The following is an 18,631-nucleotide window of genomic DNA, read 5'->3' on the forward strand; positions in this document are numbered from 1 at the left end:
TATAATACAATTTACAGTCGATTTTTGTCACCGACATGGCAAACTTGGCGAAAGTCAAGGACGCAAAGCTATAGGGACTAAGGTGTAACACCAATGTCAGCCAGCTGCCGAAGGACAAGAGGAAATAGTCGAACACGGCCTCCCTTTTGGCGTTTGGGGTGGTCTTATTTTTTTGTATTCAAAAACAACGGGTTGGGGGCAATTCGGCGTGAAAAAAATCTTGATCGTGGACGATTCGCTATTCATGCGGATGATACTGAGAAACGTAATTCAGGAATTGGGTTACGAAACGGTAGCCGAGGCGAGCAATGGACTGGAAGCGCTGACATTATACTCTGAACTGAAGCCGGATCTTGTTACGCTTGACATTACGATGCCCGAAATGGATGGGATCACGGCGCTGGAGGAGATCAAGAATATGGACCCCGACGCCAAAGTAATCATGGTGTCTGCTATGGGCCAGCAGGCGCTGTTGATCCGGGCCGTCTCAATGGGAGCAAGCGATTTTATCGTCAAGCCGTTCAGCAAGGATCGGGTCCGGGAGGCTTTGAAGAAGGCGTTTGCGAGCCAGGATTGACGATGCATAGGTGCAGCCGCGAAAGGGCCGTCAGAAACGGAGGCCTTTTTTTTTGAGTTTCGCGTCATCTCTTTGGTACAATAGAATGCGTGTGAAAGCAACTATTCGAATCAAAAGAAGGAGCTGGTCGTATGGAGATTTGGTATCACGGTCATTCCTGCGTTCAATTGACTCATGGAGGACATTCCTTAATCATCGATCCGTTTATTTCCGGGAACCGTCTGGCGACAACCAAGTCCGAGGATGTGAAGGCGGAATATGTCCTCCTTACACACGGACATACCGACCATATTCTCGATACCGTACCCATCGCCAAAAACAACAATGCAACGGTCATTGCCACGTTCGAGCTGGCGACGTACATGAGCTGGCAGGGCGTCAACACCTTCGCGATGAATATCGGCGGCAGAGGGTCGATCGGATTTGCGGAGATCGAGATGATTCAAGCGATCCACAGCTCGGGAATCGTACTGGAAGAAGAGAAGAAAATCATCTATGCGGGGATGCCCGGCGGATATGTGATCAAGTGGGACGGGCTGACGATTCTTCACAGCGGGGACACGGCGTTATTCTCCGATATGAAGCTGATCGGCCAGCGCCACAAGATCGATCTGGCGTTCCTGCCGATCGGCGACGTATTTACGATGGGACCGGACGATGCGGCCTTAGCCGCCGAGTGGCTGGGCGCGAAAACGGTCGTGCCGCTTCATTTCAATACGTTCCCGCCGATCGTTCAGGATGCGGACCGTTTCGCCGCCGGACTTCGGGATAAAGGCATCCAGAGCCGGGCATTGCAGCCGGGAGAAAAACTTACGTTATAGCTTGGGGGAAAAGACATCATGGATTTGAGTATTATGCCAGTACATACGGAAGAACAACTTCGCGACTGCTTTGCCGTACGTGTTCGCGTGTTCGTGGAGGAGCAAGGGGTTTCACCGGAAGAAGAGATAGACGAATACGATGCTTCGCCAAGCGCCGCAAGGCACTTTCTGATCAAGAACGGAAATGAGCCCGCCGCGGCTGCCCGCTGGATCATGTACGACGGGAAGACGGCCAAGCTCCAGCGGATTGCCGTAATGAAGCCGTACCGCGGATACGGGCTCGGACGTCAGATCATTCAAGCGATGGAAGAGGATGTCCGGACGCAGGGCGTTCCGGTGATCATTCTGGACGCCCAGACCCATGCGGAGGCGTTTTACGAGAAATTAGGCTACAAAACGGTTTCGACCGAGCCGTTCCTCGACGCCGGAATCTGGCACATACGTATGCGTAAGGAGCTGTAAAAAAGGTTTTAGCGGGACAGGCCATTTTTGTACAAAATCGCATGACACGCTGGTTTTCAGCGTGTTTTTTTGCGTGTACAGGGTGACAATAATGTCACTCCTGCAAGCCGAATCTATAGGAAGACCGCCGTATTTCCGATATAATTTTTATCAATACTACAGCATGGGTGTGAACAACAATGTTTCAAGCTTATTTGTTTCCAATCGGCTACGCGTTGCAGACGTTTCCGCTGCTGGCATTCGTCTTTACGCTGCCGTTTTTGATCGTGCAGTACCGGAAATACGGCTACGTCAATAAAATACGCGTCATTGTCCTGTATTCTTTTCTACTGTATTTATTGTGCGCCTTGTATTTGGTCATCCTGCCGCTGCCGGATACCCGGCATACTTGCTCCGGGACGCCGAGCTCGTTCAATCTGTGGGTACCGTTCCAGTTTGTGCGCGATTTTCTGCGGGAAACGGGTCTGCAGTGGAACAATCCGGCAACCTATCTTAAGGTGTTCGGGGAACGGGCTTTTCTGCAAGTAGCGTTCAATGTGCTGCTGCTTGTCCCTCTGGGCGTATTTTTGCGCTATTATTTCCGGCGTCGCATTCTCCGGACGACGGTTACGACGTTTCTAGTGTCGCTGTTTTTTGAAGTGACGCAGGGAACAGGGCTGTACGGGATTTACGATTGCCCCTACCGTCTGTTCGATGTGGACGATCTGATGCTTAATACGGCAGGCGGCCTGGTCGGTTATGCGGTAGCTCCATGGCTAACGGCCTTTATGCCCAAAAGCGATACACTGGACGAAGGCGTCGATCTGTCCGTTACACGTGTCAGCTACACGCGTCGATTTGTCGCGTGGCTGATCGACTGGGCGGTATTGTCGCCGTTCGTTCTATTTTTCCTCGGGCGGCATACGCTGCTTCCCATTGCAGGGGTCGTCCTGTTCTATTTTGTCGTCGTGCCATACTTGACCGAAGGCAGGACGCTGGGCAAGCGGATCGTGCGCATTCGCCTGAACGGAAAGGTTGGCGGGTTGACGCTGCATGCGCTTTTGGTCCGCTGCGTTTCCTTGTATTTTGTGATCGGCGGTCCTAACGTGCTGTTTATCAGCGGCGAAATGAGCAACCTCCCTTCGATGGTGATGATCCCGTTGCTGCTTGTCGCAGGGCTCCTGAACCTTGTCTTCGGCATCCATGCGCTGCTCTGCTTCGTGCGGCGGGACACGATGCTATTCTACGAGCGGTGGAGCGGGACGAAGCATTCGATAACATAGAAACCTGATTTTGAAGATGGCCTTGGGCGCCGTTGTTGAATGCGGCAAAGCGGCGCTTGCCCGGACGGACTGCTGCGCTTCGTCCATTTCCCGGGCAAGCGCAGGAGTCGACAAGGTTCTACAATACATATGCTCGGCTTTTAATGCTTATTCTCTTGCACAGGTACCTTTACGGTTCGCGAGGCTGCCAGCACCTGGTTCTTGGAATCGACAACGCAGACCTGGACGTCAAGCATTGCGGCTTTGGCCGTCAGTGCCTTCGGCAGGCTAACGCTAAGCGAGGATTCGCTCTGCCAAATCGTCTGTTGCGGTTCGCCGTTGATGAACACGGTGCTGCCAAGGCCGTATCTTCCGCCATGTACGGTAAGCTGCGATATTCCGAAAGCATTGCCCTCGACGGTTAAAGAAGCGGGGCTTACCCGTTCGATCAGCGGTTCGCCATAGCCTAGAATAAACGGATTTCCTTTCGTATTCCCGCCCGCCGAGCTTGAGCTTCCGCTGCTTGCGGACGCCTGCTTCTCCAGTTCCAGGATGGCCTTCTGCCTAGCCTCGTACTGCTGCGCCAGATTCACGTCGATGTTCATCGCTTCATAGTATGTTTTCGGCGGCAGCACCGGCATTTTTCGGTACAGGTCGGACAAATAGTCCATGTATGGACTGCCCGGCCGCTTCGCCAGATTCAAAATGTATGGCCCGAGAAACGACGGGCTCATATGCAGCTCCTCTTTCGCTTCCTTCGGCAAGTAGTTGCTCCAGATGACGACGGGAGTGTTATGCATTTTTTCCAAAAAGTCGGGGTCGTCCTCGCCGCTGATGTAGTTCGATTCCTTATAAACCAAGTGCTTTTCCAAGGACGGCAGATGGTCGCCGAAAAAAACAATGATCGTCGGCTCCTTCACCTTGTTGAAATGCATAACCAGCTCCTGCAGCGCCCGGTCGGCGCCCGACAAGCCTTGCGCATATGTCTCGGCAATGCCTGTGGCCGCGTAGGACATTTTGCCTTTCACTTCGATATGGTTCTTTTTAAACTTGCCCGGCCAGTAATGGTAATGGTTTTCCATCGTATTGGCAAAAATGAAGTTTGGGCCGGGATTTCGTTCGGTCTCCTCGATGATGCGCCGCACGACGGCATGATCTCCGATATAAGGACCGACATACTCATTCGGATTGAAATATTCGAGACTGATGAAGCGCGAAAATCCGAGATGCTTGTAAACCTCCGAGCTGTTGAAATACCAATGGTAAAACGGACTGATTGCCGTCGTCGTATAGCCTTGTCCCGACAACAGACTGGCCAGCGAAGCGGTCGGCTGCTTGATGTACTGTTCGTAAGGAATGGAATTCTCCGGGAAAAAGCGCATCGAATGCCCGGTCAGCACTTCCAGCTCGACGTTGGCCGTACCGCCGCCGAACATCGGGGAAAGCAGGGTGCCATGGGTGAACTTCTCCTGCAGCGCATGGAACATCGGCGCCGGGTCATTGCTGAATTGCAGGCTTTTGATTTGAGTGATGTCCCAAAATGTTTCGCTGAGCAGGATGATGATGTTCGGGGGCTTTTGCAGCTCTTCGGGCGCCCGCCCGGTTTGAATTTCAATCTCGGGCGGCGGCAGAGGGACGGAAGGTCGAGTGTAGCCCGAAGCTTGCAAAATAATAAGAAGAAATAAGCCGCAGGTCAAAGCCGTTAGGCGAAGAAACAAAGGCATAGGCGGATCTCCTGTTTGAATGTGTTTTCGTTACATTAGTGTTATTGTATCATGGACATTCGTCTTGTAGATAGTGCGGCGCATCAAGGTCGTATTACCGAAATATAACTGTTGCGTCAGCGTAGCCTATTTTCCTTCAAGGCTGAAATAAGCTATGATGATAGGAGGTCAACATATTTTTATCGACCGCACAACGACGAATGGCCGCTGTGCAGCATTCGGAGGGAACGAAACTGGATACATTCGCTTGTCTTTATGTGATTCGCGGAGAGCCTTTCCGCTCGGGAACGTGCCTCAATCTGACCGCCGCCGAAACGGTTATCGGCAGGGCATCGAACTCGTATTCTCCGGACTTTGCTTTTTCGAACGCGTTTATTTCCCGTAAACATATAGTGATCCGACAAGAAGAGGAGCGTGCGGTCCTGTACGATCTGGGCAGCATGCACGGCACGGAAATCAACGGTGTGATCGTCGAACCGAATCAACCGTATCCGCTGAAATCGTTTGATATTATCAAGCTGGCTAAAGGAATGACTGTACTGCATTTCTCGTATCTTTTCGCCGATCAGACACTGGAGCTCGAGCCGCTCAGCATTACGCAGCGGTGGGACGAGCCGAGCGGCCCGCTGACGATCCATTGGGAGAAACGGGAGTGCGTGGTTGACGGGAAGCGGATTTCAATGTCCGAGAAAGAATTTTTGCTTATTCAGCTGTTGTACGATCATGCCAATCGGCTCGTGCCGATTGCCGAAATCAAGCAGGCTGTATGGCCGGAGCGCTCGGTCGGCGAGGACGGGATTCCGGATGTGACGATGGACGAATTGAATGCGCTGGTGTACCGGATTCGCAAAAAATACGGCAAAGACACCTTTCTCATCAGCGCGGTTCGCGGCAGCGGATACGTGCTGGAGCTTCATAACAACTAACGACATCATCGGAAAGTGGGTAAGGGTCAATGAGATGGATTGAAGTGGAACCAGCCGGCCCGCTGAACGGCTGCGTACATATTCCCGGTTCTAAAAACAGCTCGCTCGCCTTGTTGGCCGCCGCTTCACTGGCGGACGGTCTGGTGACGCTGGAGGGTATTCCGAATATCGACGATGTGAAATTGATTGCCCAGATCGGCAAAGACATCGGTATGGCAATCACCCGCCGGCCATCCGGCGAAATTGTGCTGGACCCGCGCTACATCCACAGCGCCATCATCGATCCGGGCAAGGCGTCCGCTTACCGGGCTTCCTACTATTTTGCCGGAGCCTTGCTTGCCAAATTCGGTCGGGTAACGGTCGGGTTTCCGGGGGGAGACAACTTTGTCTCTAGGCCGATCGACCAGCATATGAAGGCGTTCCAAGCGCTGGGCGCGACGGTGAAGCTCCGCGAGGACCACTATATTGTGGAGGCAAAAACGCTGCGCGGGGCGGATATTTACTTCGACACCGTGACGTCGGGCGCAACGATCAACGCCATTCTGGCGGCGGTCCGCGCTCAAGGCCGGACGAATCTGTATCATGCCGCAGTCGATCCGGAGGTCGTCGATACGGCAGCGTTCCTGAACGGTCTGGGCGCGCGCATTTATGGCGCAGGGACGGACCGTATACGGATTGAGGGCGTGCCTTACCTGAATGGGGGAAGGCATACCGTGATTCCCGACCGGCTCGTCGCCGGGGCATTCTTGATGAGTGTGGGCATCACCGGCGGTAGCGTGACCGTGAAGGATGTCATTCCCGAGCACCTCGGGGCGTGCATCGCCAAGCTGAGCGAGACGGGGCTTGAGATGGAGTGGGACGAAAACAGCATTACCGCACGCAGTACCGGCCAGATCCGCGCGACCCGGGTCCGCGCAACGATGTATCCGGGCTTCGCTACGGACCTGCAGCAGCCGATGACGGCTTTGCTGACGCAGGCCAAAGGCAAGAGCATCGTCACGGAACGGGTGTACCCGAACCGGTTCAATCATGTGCCGCAGCTTCGGCGCATGGGAGCCGAGATCGAGGTCCGCGGAGAAAGTGCTTTTATTCAAGGTGGGCGGCCGCTTGTCGGCGATTGGGTGCATGCGACCGATGTACGCGCGGGCACGTGTCTGGTGCTGGCGGGACTCGCAGCCGAAGGCCGCACGCGCATTACGGGCGTGGAGCATCTGGAGCGCGGCTACGACGATGTGATCGGCAGCTTCCGCGCGCTGGGCGCCGAGCTTTCGCTGCATGAGCGGGAGACGGAGCAGGATGGCCGGGCTGCCGAGATGGCGTGAGCAGATCATCGAAACGGATTGGGCAAGCTTTATTATGCCTCAATGAAACCTCTCTGCGGAGAGGTTTTTTGCTGTTCGCGGTCGCTTCCGCCGACAGGACATGTCGGATTATTTCATCTCCAATCCGGTCTGCTACTTTTTCGGACGCCGTTACTTTTCCGACCGAGTCCGGGACCGCAGAAGTCACACTAAATAGTGCGTATTAAATATAAATAATACACACTATTTACAATGGAAAAAAGCTATGGTATGTTTTATACATCATTAAACATCCATAACACTTCATGTGTGTGCTCGCGGTCTGCGTACCGTAGGTTCTAAAACGACGGGAGGATTATCAATCATGCAAAGTGTAGTGCCGTTTCATTCGGGTCATGCTGGCTTAAAGCAGCTTCTTGGCGGTAAAGGGGCCAATCTGGCTGAGATGACGAACACCGGTTTGCCGGTGCCGCCAGGCTTTACCATTACGACGGATGTGTGCCGCTCCTACTACGAAGCAGGCAAGCAGCTTCCGGCGGGGCTGATGGAGCAGGTCCACCAAGCGATGCGGGAGCTGGAGCAAGCGAAGGGTCAAGGCTTCGGCGATCCGGCCAAGCCCCTGCTCGTGTCCGTACGGTCGGGCTCGGTGACTTCGATGCCCGGTATGATGGATACGATTCTCAACCTGGGCTTGAACGACGAAACGGTGCAAGGGCTTGCGGCATTGACCGGCAACCCGAGATTTGCGTTCGATTGTTACCGCCGTTTGATCCAAATGTTCGGCAACGTCGTGTTCGACATCGAAACGTATCAATTCGAACGGCTGCTGCACCACCTCAAGCAGCGGTTAGCGGTAAGCCAGGACAGCGAAGTAAGCGCTGAAGGCTGGACGGAGCTGATCGGAGAGTACAAGACGGTGATCCGCAAGGAAGCGGGACGCGAGTTTCCGCAGCAGGTGGAGGAGCAGCTCGAGCTGGCCATTGAAGCGGTATTCCGTTCGTGGAACAATGCGCGGGCACAAGTATATCGCAAGGTGCACCAGATTCCCGACGAACAAGGAACGGCCGTCAACATTCAGACGATGGTGTTCGGCAATATGGGTAGCGATTGCGGGACAGGCGTCGTGTTCACACGGAATCCGTCTACCGGAGAACCCGTGCTGTACGGCGAATACTTGATGAACGCGCAAGGGGAAGACGTCGTAGCCGGCGTACGGACGCCTGTTCCGATTGCGAAGCTCGGCGAGGAAATGCCGCTTGTCTTTGAACAACTCGTGCGGACGGCGGAAAAGCTGGAACGGCATTATACGGATATGCAGGATATCGAATTTACGGTTGAACAGGGCAAGCTCTACCTGCTGCAAACGCGAGACGGCAAGCGGACGGCCCAAGCTGCGGTCAAAATCGCCGTAGATCTGGTGCGCGAGGGTGTGATCGATACTGGCGAAGCGGTCAACCGCATCGAGCCGTTTCATCTGGATCAGCTGCTGCATCGCGCGATCAATACCGACAAGCCGCTGCATGTGCTGGCAGCCGGCCTGCCGGCGTCGCCGGGAGCCGCTTCCGGCGTCGCGGTGTTCGACGCGGACACGGCCGAGGCTTGGGCCCGCGCGGGCCGCAAAGTCATCCTCGTGCGCTCGGAGACGACGCCGGAGGATATTCACGGCGTGCTGGCGGCCGAAGGCGTGCTGACCAGCCGGGGCGGCATGACCAGCCATGCGGCGGTCGTTGCCCGCGGGATGGGCAAGCCGTGCGTCTGCGGCTGCGAAGCGGTGCGGTTGACGGACCGGGCCTTTGCCGTGATGACCGCTGACGGAGAAACCGTCACGGTACGCGAGGGCGAGGCGCTTTCCATCGACGGCGCGACCGGACGGGTCATCCTCGGCGAAGTCAGCTTGCGCGAGCCCGAGCTGACGGGCGAGCTGGAGCAGCTTCTCGCCTGGGCGGACGAGATTCGCACGCTGGAGGTGTATACGAACGCCGACACACCGGAGGATGCGGCCAAGGCGCGCAGCTTCGGCGCCGAAGGCATCGGGCTGTGCCGGACGGAGCACATGTTCATGAGCGCCGAGCGGGTGCCGGTCGTGCAAGCGATGATTTTGGCGGAGACGGAGGAAGAGCGGACGGAAGCGCTGGCGAAGCTGCTGCCGATGCAGCAGGAGGACTTCGAAGGCATTTTCCGGGCGATGGACGGACTGCCGGTGACGATTCGCCTGCTCGACCCGCCGCTGCACGAATTTTTGCCGAATATGGAGCAGTTGGTCGTCGAGCGCGAGCGCTTGAACGGCCAACCGGATGCGGAGCCAGACCGAAAGGAACGTCTGGAGAAGCTGCTGCGCAAAGTACGAGCGCTGCATGAGATGAACCCGATGCTCGGTACCCGGGGCTGCCGTCTCGGACTCGTGCTGCCGGACATTTATGAGATGCAGATTGAGGCCGTTTTCCGCGCCGTGCTCAGTTGTCTGCGCGAGAAGCTCGACGTTCGGCCGGACATTATGATTCCGCTGGTCGGCCATGCGAACGAGCTGAAGCGGATGCGCGAGCTCGTGACCCGCAAGGCGGACGAGGTGCTCGGCGAGTTCGCCCGCACGTTCCGCTACCGCATCGGCACGATGATCGAAGTGCCGCGGGCCGCCGTTACGGCAGGGGATATTGCGCAGCACGCCGATTTCTTCTCGTTCGGCACGAACGATTTGACGCAGATGACGTTCGGCTACAGCCGGGACGATGCCGAAGGCAAATTTTTGACGCATTATGTGGAGACGAAGCTGCTTCCCGACAATCCGTTCCAAGTGCTGGACCGGGACGGCGTCGGAACGTTGATCGAGTGGGCGGTCGAGCGCGGACGCGCCGTGAAGCCGCAGCTCAAGACCGGCATTTGCGGCGAGCACGGGGGCGACAAGCAGTCGATCTTCTTCTGCCACGGAGTGGGGCTGGATTATGTCAGCTGCTCGCCATACCGGGTGCCGCTCGCCAGAATCGCCGCTGCGCAAGCGCAGCTGGCCTTGGGAAGCGCAACGTCGCCGGAGACGGCTTCGGAAGAACCCGTCACGTCCGGCGGCCGGAGCGCTTAAGCAACAAGGCAGATCGAACGAGGTCATACGCCGCCTGCATGGGCAAGGGTGCAGGCGGCGCTCTTGTGTCTTGTTCTGGAAACCCATAGGCATGGGAAATGAAGGAAAAGGTTATACTGGGATGCACACAGCTTCCGGTGTAAGATTAGCAATCTATCATTGTAGAAACGGAGTAAAACGAACATGGAAAAAACATTTTTGATGATCAAGCCTGACGGCGTACAGCGGGGGTTGATCGGCAGGCTGGTACAGCGCTTTGAAGATAAAGGCTTTCAACTGATCGGCTCCAAATTGATGGTCATCACGAAGGAGCAGGCGGAAACCCATTATGCCGAGCATAAGGAAAAGCCGTTTTTCGGCGAGCTGGTTCAATTTATTACCTCCGGTCCGGTCTTTGCGATGGTATGGCAGGGCGATAGCGTCATTGCGCTGTCCCGCGCCATGATGGGCAAGACGAAACCGCTGGACGCGGCGCCGGGAACGATCCGCGGCGACTACGCGGTTCATACCGGCAATAACATCATTCACGGCTCCGATTCTCCGGAAAGCGCGGAACGGGAAATTGCTAACTTTTTCAAGGCGGAAGAGCTTTTGGCTTATGACCGGGCGCTGCAAAGCTGGATTTAGCCTTCCGGCGATAGCATTCCTCAAAATGTAAAATAATCGCGATCTTTTGTCCGAAAACCTTCATTAGGGTTTGAACTTTCCGCGAAAATTTGGTACGTTGAGAAGGTGAGTTCAGATGCTGTCCCCAAAGGAGAGAAGAAGATGCGAGATCCACGATTGCAGCAGTTTGCGAGAAACCTGGTACGATATTCCGTCGACCTTCAGCCGGGCGAGAACATCCTGATCGAAATGATCGGCCTTCGCGATCAGGAATTGACCAAGTGTTTAATAGAAGAGGTGTACGCGGCAGGCGGACATCCGTTCATCGAGTTCCGTTATCCCGAAGTTACGCGCAAGCTGATGCTTGGCGGCAACCAGGAGCTGTACGAGCGGATGGCGGCCATTGAGGTGGACCGCATGAAGCAGATGCAAGCGTACATTGCCGTTCGCAGCGGCGATAATATCACCGAAACGTCCGATGTGCCTGAGGATAAGCTGCGCTTATTCATGAAGGTGTATCAGCGTCCGGTCGTCGACCAGCGGGTCAATCATACGAAATGGTGCGTGATGCGTTACCCGAACCCGTCGATGGCGCAGCAGGCGAATACGAGCACCGAGGCGTTCGAAGATTTTTATTTCCAAGTGTGCAACCTCGACTACAGTAAAATGTCCGGGGCCATGGACGCGCTTGTCGAGCTGATGAACAAGACGGACAAGGTGCGGCTCGTCGGACCGGGCACCGATCTCAGCTTTTCGATCAAGGACATTCCGGCGATCAAATGCGCAGGTCAGTTCAATATTCCGGACGGCGAAGTATTCACTGCGCCCGTCAAGGATTCGGTCAACGGCGTCATCTCTTATAACGCTCCGACGATTTATATGGGTACTTCGTTCGAGAACATCATGCTCCGCTTTGACAACGGCAAGATCGTCGAGGCGACGGCGAACAATACCGCCAAGCTGAACGAAATTTTGGATATCGACGACGGAGCACGCTTTGTCGGCGAGTTCGCGATCGGCGTCAATCCGTACATACAGCATCCGATGAAAGACATTTTGTTCGACGAGAAAATCGACGGCAGCATCCACTTTACGCCGGGCAACGCTTACACGGATGCGGATAACGGCAACCGGTCTTCGGTTCACTGGGATATCGTGCTGATCCAGCGTCCGGAATACGGCGGCGGCGAAATTTATTTTGACGATCGTCTGATCCGCAAGGACGGCCGCTTTGTCGTGCCAGAGCTGGAGAAGCTGAATCCCGAGCATCTGAAATAGGGCGGGCAGCGGCCCGTTTCCACTCTTAGACGAACGCCCATACGGCCCAAGCTTTCTTCTCATACGATGGAGTACGATTCTTCATGGAGAAGAGGTTGGTGCATATGGACATTCCCGTAACGGGATTCGTGGTTCATTCTGACGGCGAAGATCCTCGTCACGCGCACAGGCTTTATATTACGTCGTGGGACGGTCGGCCCGTTCACGTTCATCCCTTTTCGGGAGCGACTTCGTACAATGACGGGCATCTTCATTATTATGCCGGCATGACTGAGCCCGCGCCGAGCGGCCCTCGGCATGTTCATGGCTATTACGCCGTCACTTCGTTTAACGACGGTCATACCCATACGATCCGGGGCGTAACAGGTCCGGCCATTCCACTACCCGGCAGAGGACATTATCATTATTTCGAAGGATATACGACCGTAAACGGCATGAGACCGCACTCCCACGCGTACAGAGGCAACACCGGCAACGAGGTATAACGCCCGTACCAAAAAAACGCATGTTCCGGCGCAAGCTCGGAGCAGGCGTTTTTTTGGGTGCACATAAGTTTAGGCGCTGGAGCCGGCTTTGGCTTTGAAATGGAAACACGTCACAAAAACAAAACAAGCCTTGCCGTAATGATGCGGCAGGCTTGTTTTGCGACTTTCCGTATGAACAATAATGACGATGGATTATACCGTAAGCAATAGTAAAATGATCGAGGTTAGGCTAAAGCACGTATTGATCAAGCAAAGAAACAGCACGACTTGCTTCGGATTCAAGCCGCTGCGCAGCAGCCGGTAATGCGCTTGGCTGGCGTCGGCCTGATAGATCGGCTTGCCGGTCATCATCCGCTTGAACACGACGAACAAGTTGTCGAAAATCGGTACGCCGAGCGCCAGAATCGGAACGAGCAGCGACAACACGGTCGCGCCTTTGAACGCCCCGTCCAAGGCGATGACGCCGAGCAGAAAGCCGAACAGCGTCGCGCCCGCGTCGCCCATGAATACTTTGGCCGGGGGCTTGTTGTATTTCAAATAGGCTAGCGCCGCTCCGACCAGGATGATGGCGATCATTGCCGAATCGGACTTTGCCTTGGCCAGCGCGACAACGAACAGCGTGACCGCCGAAATCGCCGATAAGCCGCCGGCCAGCCCGTCCATGCCGTCCGTAAAGTTAATGACGGTCGTCACCCCGAAAATCCACATGACCGTCAGAAAAAATTGCAGCCAGACCGGCAGGATGACGTCACTTCCGGTAAACGGATTGTTGAACCCATAAAAGACGACGCCGGAGCTGTACACGATGACGGCTGCGGAAAGCTGCACGATCAGCTTCGGCCACGCGGCAAGTTCCTTGCCGCGGGTTTTGTACCAGTCGTCCACCATGCCGATGATAAGAATCAGCAGCGATCCGGCCAGGATGGCGGCGGACTGCTTCCAATCGTCCCGCACGAAGCACAAGTAGGTGATCACGAACCCGGCGAAGATCGCGAGACCGGCCGTCAGTGGTATCGGTTCTCTATGTATTTTCCTCTCGTTATCGACTTTGGGCTTGTCCACAAAATCGATGCGAAACGCCAAGCGGCGCAGCGGGGGGATAAGCACGAATACGATGGTAAATGACATGAGAAACGCTGCCGCGTAAAGAATAAAAATCCCTCCACATTCCGTCAATATTCGATTAGTCATGATTTCCCATTATATCACACGCCTTGACCGGGACAAAGCGTAGTCATCGGTTTATCAGGATTGCGTCAGGCAGTTTTTTTCTTCCTTTATAAATGCAATCAGGCCTGTGATGCTGACAGCTTCTTATCAAAGCTGCCGGTCACAGGCCGTTCTTTTGCTCGCCGAATTATAATTAGCCGACCGCCCGTTCAAGCGGGAAGATGGCCGCCAAGCGTTCGTATTCGCCGATTAGCTCGTCAAAGAGTCCTTGTCCGATCGGCGTCCATACCGCATGCGAGCGGAGAACGTCGATCGCCTCGCCCGTTTGCCGTAAGACGACGGTTAATCTCCTTCTTACTTCGCCGTGCTTCTCCCCGGAAGCCAGAAGCAGCTCGTACCATAAGGCAATGCGCGCGAATACGAACAAGCCGTGGACGATCCCTTTCACCGGACGGGGGTCGTCCCGCCATGGAGACCGGTAGCGCTCCTCTTCTCCATTGCCGATAAGATCGTCCAGCTCGAACAATTGATCCAAACGCGAATGGCCAAATTCATGGATCAAATTTTCCGCCGTCCACATCAGATCATCCCGGTGCGTCAGAAATATGCCTCCCTGGAAGCAGGAGTGCGTCAGCGCGCCAATGGAATCGCCCTTCAGCAGCGCGATCATGCGGATATGTCCGACCGCCTCCCCGTACATTTTCGGCCAATATTGCTTGATAAGGCTCATGGCTTTGGCATAATACCATTGCTGTCCAAGCGAGAGAGAGGAAATCAGCTCGAAAGGCGCAGCCTGCTTGCCGTATTCCTGAATCAGCCGGGGCAGCCCTCCGCCAAGGAATTCGTCCATTAGCGGATCGGCTCCTCCGAACACGACGGTCCGCTCGCTCCACACGTCCAGCCGCCTCAGCCACTTAGACTCTCCATAAGCGGTATCCAGCAACTCCGGCAGCGGCACGGCGTCATCAAGGCGATTCGTGCGGAGGCGGACCGTCTGGCCCGCCGTCTCGACTTCAACCGTGACATGCGCGTATTCTTTTCCAAGCGCAAGATGGACGGGATGTCCCGGAAAATACAGACGGCCTCCTTCATCCAGCCGAACGCGAAGGCGGGGCAAAGCAAACCCTCTGCTCCATAGCGGAATCAGAAAAAAACGGGGGAATTGCTCAAGCAATGTCCGCGCTTCCTCCACCGAAGGCGGGCCGCCTTGAAAGGCGGGAAGCAGCCTGGTGCTCATCCAATAAATGAGCACCGGATGATTCGCCTCGCGCCAGAGCTCCTCGGTCAGCAGTCCTTCCAGATCCCCATTCCCATCCTCTTTCGCCGCTTGCCTGCACGCGATCAAATGCTGTTTTAGCGATTCCAGCCGCTTTTTGCTAACGAAGTCGTAGACAAAATCATTTTTCATCTCCGATGGCGCCAAATACTTAAACATGATTACTGTACCTCCTTCACGGCCGAATTGTCGCCGATGATCCGCCCGGGCTTCGGCTCATCCTGCTCCTTGCGTATGCTGCGATTCAGCACCATTGTAACGACCAGCAGCACGCCAAACAGCCCCATGATCCCGAAAAATAACCGGACGGGAATCCATGCGAGCAACACCCCGGTCAACAGCATAGCGAGGGGCCGGGACGATTCCAGAAGCACCTTCATGAGACTGGAAGCTCTTCCGAGCACCTCTTTGGGCACTTTGAGCACAAACAGCGTTTGCAGCGTCACGTTCGCCAGCGGGCTACCCAGACCGGCGACAAAAACGCACAATAACCCCGCGTACAGCCCGTGTACCCAAGTCAACATCCCTAAGCCGACAAGCATCAAGCCGATGCCCGTGGCCAGTGCGGCGATGCGCCGCCATTTTTTCACCAAGCCGAGAAGAAATACGCCGGCGGTAATACCCACGAAAAACGCCATTTGAAGTAGCGCCAGCTCGGACGAATCGTCCACAATGAGCGGAAATAGCAATGTGGTAGGCGCCAGCATAAAATTGATGAGCACAATATATAGAATCAGGCTTCGCAGCAGAGCGTGGGAAGTAACGGCTACGATACCTTCCTTGAATTCCACGACAAAGCTGCGGCGATTCAACGTCGTGACGCGGGTTTCGGTCAACCGCTCGTTCCGAATGAGCCAAATAAACAGAAAGGAAGCGAAGAACGTCGCCGCGTTGAATATAAAAGCAAATGATGTGCCGTAATACAGAAGCCACGCCCCTATCGCCGGAGCGCTCAGGCCGACGACCGTCTGAACAAGCTGCGCCAAGCTTTGCGCCTGCACCATGTGATCCTCGGGCACCAGCGTACGGATGGCCACGACACGCGAAGGGCCGAAGAAAGCGCTGAATGACGATAACAATACCGCCGCGATGATGAGCATGTAAGGCAGAAGCCAGCCGTTCACCCATAGCAGAACCAGAAGAGCAACAATGGTTCCCCTGGCTATATCGCATAACATCATGATTTTTTTCTTGCTTCCCCGGTCGACGATAACGCCCGCAAACAAGCCAAACAACAGCAGCGGCACCGTTTCTGCGGCAAGCAGAATCGACATCAGAAGGGCGCTGCCGGTAAGAATTTTCATTAGCCAAATGAGAGCGATAGCATAGACGCCGTCGCCGATGGCTGACACGATCTGGGACAACAGCAGGAGCCGGTAGTTGGGAAGCGCCAGCAAGCTCCGGTAAGAGGGCTGATGGCTCGAATCCTCTTTCGCATGTTCATGGGAAACCAAACGGATCAATTCCTTTCATCCAGGTTAAGGCTTGGCGTCGGACCATGAAATAAAGAAACTGCCATGGTATACCACCTGCAATCAGGGTCGTCGGAAACCAGATTCTCGTCATCGAATTCCGCCTGCAGCTGCCGCAGCCGCTCCATGTATTCCCGAGCTCTTTCCGGAGGAATCTTCGCGTGGACCATGCCCAGGTGAAACGAATCCTGGTTGTTTAAGTTGACTATCAAGTTCGATTTCATCGTATCGAGCATATATAAAATGGCGGATACTTTATCCGCCTCGCTGTTATCCCGTCCGAAAAACAGATGAAACGTGTTTGCGTTGGAGGTGTAACATTTTTCGACTACGGAGCCGTTCACCTTTTCGGAATGCAAAGCTATAAAATCTTGTTTCAGCATCGTATCGAGGATGTAATTGATCTTCGCCCGGGAAAAACCGAGACGGTCCGACAATTCGCCGGCCGTTGCCGGTGCTTCCATCAAATTCAGAAACACTTCCATTCCGCGGTCTTTGATGAGCCTTTCGGTAAGTTCCGTATTTTGCGTTGTTTTCATGCGGTTGAAACCTCCTTCAGAGTAACATAGCTAATTCTTCAGAACTGGCTCCAATGGCCGACAACGCCATACGGCTTTCCGTAAAGAGATCCCGGGCGAATGTCTTCAACTCCTCCGCGGTCAACGCTTCAATCTCCACTTTCTCCAGATCGACAAAAAAATCTTTGTTAAGCAGCGCATACCGTCCCGTAATCTGCAAGTGCTTCGCATCATTCCCGGGAATTTGCATGAGATTCGTGATCCTTGCCGCTTTCGCCCGCTGCAATTCTTCCTCTCCGACCTCTACGGTTCGCAATTCCTCCAAAATGGAGCGGATCACTTTGTATACTTCCGCCAACTGATCCTTACGGCAGTTGACGTTGATCGTCAAATATCCGCTAAGCGCATAGCTCTGCGTGTAGGCATACACAATATAGGCCAGCTCCTGCTTCTCCCGCAGCTCCACATGCAGCCGCGACTTCAGTCCGGTACCGAGAATGTAAGAAAGCATGCTCATCGCCTGCCGCTCATGAGAATGAAACGGAGCTCCGACAAAGGAAATGCTTAAGTCGACCCGCGAATGACCGGTCGGCAGACCGACAACGCTCGGTTCGATTTCAATCAGCACATCTTTCTGACGCCCTTCATGCTTCCATTTCCTAAAATAAGTACCTATTTTGTCAATAACCTCTTCCGGTTCAACGCTCCCCTGCACGATAAGCTGGGTATTATTCGGTATGTAATATTGATGTATACGTTCCTCGAGCTGGTTGAATGTAAACGTCCTGATGTTTTCAAGGCTGCCGATCACGAATTGGCCGAGGGAGCGGTTGCCCCAGAGCGCTTGCTCTACCAGTTCTTCCTTGACTTTGCCGGAAGAAAAATACGTTTCCGCTTCATGCAAAATAATGGCGCGTTCATGCTCCATACTTTTTTCGCTTACATTGTAATTCATCATGATTTGACTAAGCGTCTCGATCATGAGCGGCATATGCTCCCTTTGCGCCGACAAGGTGCACCGGGTCATTTCCTTGCCTGTGAACGCCTCGTACAAAGCGCCGTTATCCATTAAATTCCCAAGAAGGGAACGGACATAAGGGCTCATATTCGCATAATTAAACGCAATATGCTCAATGAAATGGGAAATTCCGTTGACGTGATTTTCTTCATCCTTTACGCCGTGATTAATAAATAAGCCAATATTCAACGTCCTGGCGTGTGGAATTTTGCGAATGGTGACTTGAAGACAATTTTCAAAGACGGCCTTCGTTACAAGTTCGGAGAACATCTGATCTAGCTCCGCCCCTTTCCGACGATCTGCTGCTTGCTTTATTGCGGGCCCGCCCATCATAGGGAGAAAGAGCGGCCAGCCGCCTGCCGGCGGCTGACCGCTCCTGCCATGTTCTAGAAGGATACGGAAACGCTAACCTGTACGCCTTGTTCCCCGACTTGATTGGTCTCGGTCGTCTGCATAATCGCTTTAGCCAGCTCCGCGTTATTGATGACGACTTCACCGTTTTCGTTAACCGTAAATGCATCGGGGTTCAATTGCAGTTGCTTTTTTTCAGTTGCCATTTTGTTCACTCCTTCATCAAATTTAGAAACGTATTGAAAAGACAGACGATGCTTCTCGTGCTCTGCTCTCGACCTCCTGTCGGTTTAAACTATTCGCACAATGTATGATGTAAACAAGATCATGAA

At 54.4% G+C, this 18,631-nt stretch carries 17 protein-coding genes and 1 riboswitch; of the genes, 10 read left to right on the plus strand and 7 right to left on the minus strand.

The window, feature by feature from the left end:
• The first annotated feature begins 27 nt into the window (after positions 1–27).
• A riboswitch (cyclic di-GMP riboswitch) is annotated at positions 28–112 on the plus strand.
• Between the two features lie 96 nt (positions 113–208).
• The 4 genes from NLX71_RS07930 (at position 209) to NLX71_RS07945 (ending at position 3,122) form a co-directional block, all read left to right on the plus strand.
• Positions 209–577 carry a response regulator gene (locus NLX71_RS07930; protein ID WP_090667018.1) on the plus strand — a complete coding sequence of 123 codons (369 nt, stop codon included), beginning with the start codon at positions 209–211 and terminating at the stop codon, positions 575–577.
• A gap of 131 nt (positions 578–708) precedes the next feature.
• A complete protein-coding gene (locus NLX71_RS07935) occupies positions 709–1,398 on the plus strand; it encodes a metal-dependent hydrolase (RefSeq protein ID WP_254363028.1) in 690 nt (229 codons plus the stop codon).
• Between the two features lie 18 nt (positions 1,399–1,416).
• A complete protein-coding gene (locus NLX71_RS07940; RefSeq protein ID WP_254363030.1) occupies positions 1,417–1,860 on the plus strand; it encodes a GNAT family N-acetyltransferase in 444 nt (147 codons plus the stop codon).
• A gap of 179 nt (positions 1,861–2,039) precedes the next feature.
• Positions 2,040–3,122, plus strand: coding sequence for a VanZ family protein (locus tag NLX71_RS07945; RefSeq protein ID WP_254363032.1), 1,083 nt, complete (start codon positions 2,040–2,042; stop codon positions 3,120–3,122).
• Between the two features lie 140 nt (positions 3,123–3,262).
• Here the strand turns inward: NLX71_RS07945 and NLX71_RS07950 are convergent, their stop codons facing one another.
• A complete protein-coding gene (locus NLX71_RS07950) occupies positions 3,263–4,825 on the minus strand; it encodes an LTA synthase family protein (RefSeq protein ID WP_254363034.1) in 1,563 nt (520 codons plus the stop codon).
• A gap of 200 nt (positions 4,826–5,025) precedes the next feature.
• Between NLX71_RS07950 and NLX71_RS07955 the strand changes: the two genes are divergently transcribed.
• From NLX71_RS07955 to NLX71_RS07980, 6 genes are all read left to right on the plus strand, one after another.
• Positions 5,026–5,751: an FHA domain-containing protein gene (locus NLX71_RS07955; protein WP_254363036.1), complete on the plus strand. Its 726-nt coding sequence runs from the start codon at positions 5,026–5,028 to the stop codon at positions 5,749–5,751.
• A gap of 29 nt (positions 5,752–5,780) precedes the next feature.
• A complete protein-coding gene (gene murA, locus NLX71_RS07960) occupies positions 5,781–7,073 on the plus strand; it encodes a UDP-N-acetylglucosamine 1-carboxyvinyltransferase (protein WP_254363037.1) in 1,293 nt (430 codons plus the stop codon).
• A gap of 343 nt (positions 7,074–7,416) precedes the next feature.
• Entirely contained in the window at positions 7,417–10,125 is a 2,709-nt protein-coding gene (gene ppdK, locus NLX71_RS07965; RefSeq protein ID WP_254363039.1) for a pyruvate, phosphate dikinase, read from the plus strand.
• A 183-nt stretch (positions 10,126–10,308) separates the two neighbouring features.
• Positions 10,309–10,752 (plus strand): nucleoside-diphosphate kinase, encoded by a 444-nt coding sequence (ndk, locus tag NLX71_RS07970; protein WP_254363041.1) that lies wholly within the window; start codon positions 10,309–10,311, stop codon positions 10,750–10,752.
• A 141-nt stretch (positions 10,753–10,893) separates the two neighbouring features.
• Positions 10,894–12,009, plus strand: a complete 1,116-nt coding sequence (locus NLX71_RS07975; RefSeq protein WP_254363042.1) for an aminopeptidase — start codon at positions 10,894–10,896, stop codon at positions 12,007–12,009.
• 104 nt (positions 12,010–12,113) lie between these two features.
• Positions 12,114–12,494: a YmaF family protein gene (locus NLX71_RS07980; RefSeq protein ID WP_254363152.1), complete on the plus strand. Its 381-nt coding sequence runs from the start codon at positions 12,114–12,116 to the stop codon at positions 12,492–12,494.
• A gap of 192 nt (positions 12,495–12,686) precedes the next feature.
• Here the strand turns inward: NLX71_RS07980 and NLX71_RS07985 are convergent, their stop codons facing one another.
• The 6 genes from NLX71_RS07985 to NLX71_RS08010 form a co-directional block, all read right to left on the minus strand.
• Positions 12,687–13,622: an MraY family glycosyltransferase gene (locus NLX71_RS07985; RefSeq protein ID WP_254363043.1), complete on the minus strand. Its 936-nt coding sequence runs from the start codon at positions 13,620–13,622 to the stop codon at positions 12,687–12,689.
• 235 nt (positions 13,623–13,857) lie between these two features.
• Positions 13,858–15,099: an aKG-HExxH-type peptide beta-hydroxylase gene (locus NLX71_RS07990; protein ID WP_254363044.1), complete on the minus strand. Its 1,242-nt coding sequence runs from the start codon at positions 15,097–15,099 to the stop codon at positions 13,858–13,860.
• Positions 15,100–15,101: 2 nt separating this feature from the next.
• Positions 15,102–16,403, minus strand: a complete 1,302-nt coding sequence (locus NLX71_RS07995; RefSeq protein ID WP_254363045.1) for an MFS transporter — start codon at positions 16,401–16,403, stop codon at positions 15,102–15,104.
• Positions 16,400–16,951 carry a MarR family transcriptional regulator gene (locus NLX71_RS08000; protein ID WP_254363046.1) on the minus strand — a complete coding sequence of 184 codons (552 nt, stop codon included), beginning with the start codon at positions 16,949–16,951 and terminating at the stop codon, positions 16,400–16,402. Before NLX71_RS08000 ends, NLX71_RS07995 begins: the two co-directional genes overlap by 4 nt.
• A 16-nt stretch (positions 16,952–16,967) precedes the next feature.
• Complete coding sequence (locus NLX71_RS08005) at positions 16,968–18,218, minus strand: M16 family metallopeptidase (protein ID WP_254363047.1); 1,251 nt, start codon at positions 18,216–18,218, stop codon at positions 16,968–16,970.
• Positions 18,219–18,334: 116 nt separating this feature from the next.
• Positions 18,335–18,505: a hypothetical protein gene (locus tag NLX71_RS08010; protein ID WP_254363048.1), complete on the minus strand. Its 171-nt coding sequence runs from the start codon at positions 18,503–18,505 to the stop codon at positions 18,335–18,337.
• Positions 18,506–18,631: the final 126 nt, after the last annotated feature.

Origin of the sequence: Paenibacillus sp. MZ04-78.2, from assembly GCF_024213375.1 — a bacterium.
Lineage (GTDB): Bacteria > Bacillota > Bacilli > Paenibacillales > NBRC-103111 > Paenibacillus_G.